We start from the raw sequence: 4,569 nt of genomic DNA, 5'->3' as shown, positions 1-4,569 counted from the left end.
ATCCAGGTCCGCGTGTCCGCTGCCGATGCCAACGTCATCAATGAGGACGGCACCCGTATCTTCCGCGTCAAGAACGGCAAGAACGAGTTTGTCGACTACGATGTCACCGGCAATAAGACCGCGCGCTTCGAGACCTCTATCGGCCGCATCATCTTCAACCGCCAGTGCCTGCCCGAAGACTATGAGTTCATGAACTACAAGATGGTCAAGGGCGACGTGGCCAAGCTGGTTGCCGACTGCTGCGATCGTTACCCCGAGGCCAAGGTCGGCCCGATCCTCGACGCCATCAAGTACTCCGGCTTCCACTACGCTACCCGCGCCGGCCTCACCATCTCGGTGTGGGACGCTCTCATCCCTGCCGAGAAGCAGGAGCTGCTCGACCGCGCCCAGGCCAACGTCGACCAGATCAACGAGTACTTCGAGGAGGGCTTCATCAACGAGACGGAGCGCCACATCGAAGTCGTTAACGAGTGGACCGCTTGTACCGACAAGGTTGCAGCGCTCATGCTCGATATGTTCGACGAGGAGAACCCGCTGTACATGATGGCCGACTCCGGCGCCCGTGGTTCTAAGACCCAGCTGCGTCAGCTCGGCGGCATGCGTGGCCTGATGGCAGACATGTCCGGCGAGACGATCGACCTTCCCATTAAGGCGAACTTCCGCGAGGGCCTGCTGCCGCTCGAGTACTTCATTTCGACCTACGGCGCCCGTAAGGGCCTGGTCGATACCGCATCCCACACCTCGGACTCTGGTTACCTGACCCGTCGTCTGGTCGACGTGGCCCAGGACGTCATCGTCCGCGAGGAGGACTGCGGTACGCACGAGGGCGTCACCTACAACCTCATCATCCCCGGCACCACCGACCTCAACACCGACCTCGTCGGCCGTTGCTTCATTGAGGACGTCGTGGCTCCCGATGGCACCGTGCTCTTTGAGCAGGACGGCTACATCGAGAAGGTCGCCGACATCCAGAAGATGGTCGATGCGGGCCTCAAGAAGGTCAAGCTTCGCGCGCTGCTCACCTGCCGCTCCAAGTACGGCGTGTGCCAGAAGTGCTACGGCTGGGATCTTTCCACCCGTCGTCCGGTCGCCATCGGTACCGCGGTCGGCATTATTGCCGCCCAGTCCATCGGTGAGCCCGGTACGCAGCTTACGATGCGTACCATTCACTCCGGCGGCGTCGCTGGCGTCGACGATATTACGCAGGGTCTGCCTACGGTCAGCCGTATGTTCGATATCGTCGGCAACGTCAACGAGAAGATCCTGGGTCGCGAGGCCGAGCTGGCTCCGTACTCCGGTCACCTCTCGATTAAGCCCGAGAAGTCCGAGTACGTGCTGACGCTCACCGACTCCGAGGATCACACCCGTGTCCTCGACGAGCGTCGCGTCCCCGCTTCGGTGCGCTTTATGCCCGAGATCGAGGACGGCTGCGAGGTTCGCGCCGGCGACCAGATCACCAAGGGCTTCGTCAACTTCCGCAACCTGCGCAAGCTGACCGACATCGAGTCGACGATGCACACCTTCGTCGAGAGCGTCAAGGACGTCTACACCAGTCAGGGCGTCGACCTGAACGACAAGCACATCGAGGTGCTCGCACGTCAGATGCTGCGTCGCGTTCAGATCACCAACCCCGGTGACTCCAAGTACCTGCTTGGTCAGTACGTCGACCGCTACGAGTTCGCCGACGAGGTCGAGCGCGTTGCCCGTCTGGGCGGTCAGGCTCCTGTGGCCGAGCCCGTCATCCTGGGTACGCTCAAGGTCGCGTCCAACATCGACTCCTGGCTGTCGAGCGCTTCGTTCATCCGTACCGCCGGCGTCCTTACCGAGGCTGCCATCGAGGGCAAGGTCGATCACCTGCTCGACCTTAAGTCCAACGTCATCGTCGGTAAGAAGATCCCTGCTGGTACCGGCCTCAAGCCGTACGCCAACGCCAAGCTGACGTATCGCACGGCCGACGGCTACGTGGACATCGACGGCCCGGCTTCGCCCAACGCCAAGTCGCTGCCCGAGTGGGCTCCTGTGGAGCTCAAGGACCTGGACGAGCAACTCCCGCAGCAGCTCGACTGGGCCGGCTACGACGAGTTCGGCGGTGCTGACGGTTCGTTCACCCGCAATGGTCACACCATCTCCGCCGAGAAGGCTCGTCTGTACCTGTTCGACGACCTGGGCGTGTCGCAGCGCTGGACCAACAAGTTCAGCGAGGTCGGCATCGAGACGGTCGGCGACCTGGTCGGCAAGTCCGAGGAGGATCTGCTGCGCATCGACGGCATCGGTGCCAAGGCGATCGAGGAGCTCCGTGACGGCCTCGAGGCCCACGATCTGCTCTACATCCTCGAGAACAACGACGACGTTGCCGACGAGGAAGACCTCTCGCAGCTGCTGCAGATGGTCTTTAGCCCCGACGGTCCGGACGATATCCTGCTGGGTACCTCCGCTCCGACGCATCACGCCGACGCCGACGAGGAGCTCTTGGGCGCCCCGATCGACGACAAGAAGGCTCCCGCCAACGGCGCGATCAACGAGGACATGGCTTCCCTCGACGAGCTGCTCAACCAGCTCGTGGACACCGACGACGCCGAAGAGGCCAAGGACAACGACGAGGAGTAATTTCCTAGTACGTTAACCGCCCTTATAAAGGCCCGCTTCCCAACAGGGGAGCGGGCCTTTTTTGCTGAAGAAAACCTGCCAATAAGGGACAGGTTTAATTTGGTAGGTTATTCATGCTTGAATTTGAAACATTCCGTTCGGTCAAAGCGTATCTATGGTGAGGGCCTCAGCAGGATACATCAGCATCACCGGGAGGTGATTATGGAAGAACAAGCATTTAGACAGGCGGTCGAGGATCACCGTGATGTCGTGTTTCGAATCGCATTGACGTATCTGCGCGATCGTGCCGATGCCGACGATGTCGCTCAAGACGTCTTTCTGAAGTTACTCAAAAGCGATGCCCAATTTGAAAGCTGGGAACATCTTCGTCGATGGCTTATCCGGGTCACGATCAATGAATGCAAATCTCTCTTTCGAAAGCCATGGAGGCGTGTGGAGGATATTGAGAACCTGGCCGATTCGCTTTCGACGGCGCAGGAGGAGACCAAGGCGGTCCTGTCAGACGTTATGCGACTTCCGGAACGATTCCGTGTTCCCATCATGCTCTATTACTATCTGGGCTTTTCGACCTCAGAGATTGCCGAGTTATTGCATGTGCCAGCCGCGACTGTTCGAACGCGTTTGGCTCGCGGCAGATCGAAGCTCAAGTTCATCCTAGAGGAGGGCGACCGTGAAATCCAATCAAATCAAGCAGGCCTTCGAGTCCGTCCAAGCCGATAGCGATCTTGCTGACCGTGTTCTTTATGCCGCTGCTGGTGAGCCGCTTCGCCGAAAGGGTCACGCGAAGCCTCTGTATGTTGCCGTGATCGGATGCCTTGCCGGAGTGCTGGCGACCGGAGGGGTCGCCTACGCCGTCGTCAATTCCAGCTATTTTGCCTCTGCCTGGGGAAACCACGGCAACGGGGATTCTATTACCTGGACCAACGGCGGCTCATCGGGAACTAAATATACCTACACCAGAGAGTTTGGCGATGGCATCGCGCCCCAAAGCCTGGAAGGCGCAGTCCAGGAGGTTAATCTGTCCGTCGAGGGCAACGGCTATACGCTTGATATCCATGAGATGGCAATCGACCAAAACGGCTGCGGAGCCGTGACGTTTACGTTGTCCAATCCAAATGGAGTTAACTACTACAAGCCAGCAGCAGAGATTGGCGAACTTGTTCTCTATGGTGAAGAAGAGCAGGGCATCGGCACGCCCGATATGAAGTTCGGCGAGGAATGGCCTGACACACGCAGCACAATTGATAAGGACACATCAAGCGATACTGTCATTAATGGCACGATGTACTTTGCCGCTATGGATCGCGAGCGAGATTTGCAACATGCTGTCACCTGGAATATCCATTGGACCGAGGGTGAAGGTGAGAGTGCGAGGCGGTTTGAGGCGTCGACACCCGAGTTCAATATTGGAGCGTACGTCGATACAAAGGAACTCCGCTCCGGTGACTCGCCTCTTGAGATTAGCCCGTTTTCCATCCAGACGCACATCGATGATTTGGGCTATGAAGCAGTTGATAATAAGCTGACCGTCAGCTACAAGGATGGATCGGAGCAGATTATCGAAGATGACGACGCAGGGGTGTTCAACTTATATTTTTCTTATGGGCGCAATAGCGGAGAGAACATCTGGGTGCCAACGAAGTTGATTGATGTCGATCAAGTGGTCTCAGTAACGCTTGAGGGCACGAGGTGCACGTCAACAGGAGAGACCGAAACGAAAGAGCCCTTTACCATCGTCTATTCGTAAGATTTGGGGTCGCTTCCTACTAGGGGAAGCGGCCTCTTTTGCGTTAAATGGAAACGCCGCCGATTTCCATGCGACAGATGAGAGCAGATCACCGCTGGAGCGCGACGTTTCCCCAGATAAAACCGACCAAAATAAACCTGTCCCTATTTGGAAGGGAACGTTGCCCCGACAAGCACGTCGGATTCCCGGTCCGGGCGGCCCGCTGTTTAAGTTTG

At 58.2% G+C, this 4,569-nt stretch carries 3 protein-coding genes; all 3 read left to right on the top strand.

The window, feature by feature from the left end:
* Nucleotides 1-2,607: DNA-directed RNA polymerase subunit alpha C-terminal domain-containing protein (locus AB5758_RS09540; RefSeq protein ID WP_368155532.1), on the top strand; the 2,607-nt coding region annotated here is incomplete at its 5' end.
* A gap of 201 nt (nucleotides 2,608-2,808) precedes the next feature.
* Nucleotides 2,809-3,327 (top strand): RNA polymerase sigma factor, encoded by a 519-nt coding sequence (locus AB5758_RS09535; protein ID WP_195364297.1) that lies wholly within the window; start codon nucleotides 2,809-2,811, stop codon nucleotides 3,325-3,327.
* Nucleotides 3,278-4,354, top strand: coding sequence for a DUF4179 domain-containing protein (locus AB5758_RS09530; protein WP_368141767.1), 1,077 nt, complete (start codon nucleotides 3,278-3,280; stop codon nucleotides 4,352-4,354). The genes AB5758_RS09535 and AB5758_RS09530 overlap by 50 nt, the downstream gene beginning before the upstream one ends.
* Nucleotides 4,355-4,569: the final 215 nt, after the last annotated feature.

Origin of the sequence: Collinsella aerofaciens, from assembly GCF_040926405.1 — a bacterium.
Taxonomy (GTDB): domain Bacteria; phylum Actinomycetota; class Coriobacteriia; order Coriobacteriales; family Coriobacteriaceae; genus Collinsella.
The sequence above is the reverse complement of the archived record's forward strand: the minus strand, read 5'-3'. Positions and strand labels throughout refer to the sequence as shown.